The 453-nt window shown below is 64.0% G+C and carries 1 protein-coding gene; it reads left to right on the top strand.

Annotated elements, in window-relative coordinates:
* Positions 1–445: photosynthetic reaction center family protein (locus KUG38_RS16685; protein WP_502988708.1), on the top strand; the 445-nt coding region annotated here is incomplete at its 5' end.
* Positions 446–453 lie beyond the last annotated feature (8 nt).

Raw genomic sequence — 453 nt, 5'->3', positions numbered from 1 at the left:
CGCCATGCACGGCTCCCTGGTGACCTCCTCCCTGGTGCGTGAAACCACCGAGAGCGAGTCCCAGAACTACGGCTACAAGTTCGGCCAAGAGGAAGAGACCTACAACATCGTGGCCGCCCACGGCTACTTCGGTCGCCTGATCTTCCAATACGCCTCGTTCAACAACAGCCGCAGCCTGCACTTCTTCCTGGCTGCCTGGCCCGTGATCGGCATCTGGTTCACCGCCCTGGGCGTGAGCACGATGGCCTTCAACCTGAACGGCTTCAACTTCAACCAGTCCATCCTTGATGGCCAGGGCCGGGTGATCAACACCTGGGCCGACGTGCTCAACCGTGCCGGCCTCGGCATGGAAGTGATGCACGAGCGCAACGCTCACAACTTCCCCCTCGACCTGGCCGCTGCCAGCGCCACCCCCGTGGCCCTGACCGCCCCGGCGATCGGCTGATCCAGCCC

It is taken from the genome of Synechococcus sp. CCAP 1479/9 (assembly GCF_019038535.1).
Classification (GTDB): Bacteria; Cyanobacteriota; Cyanobacteriia; order PCC-6307; family Cyanobiaceae; genus Cyanobium.
This window is presented reverse-complemented; position numbering and strand designations above follow the sequence as displayed.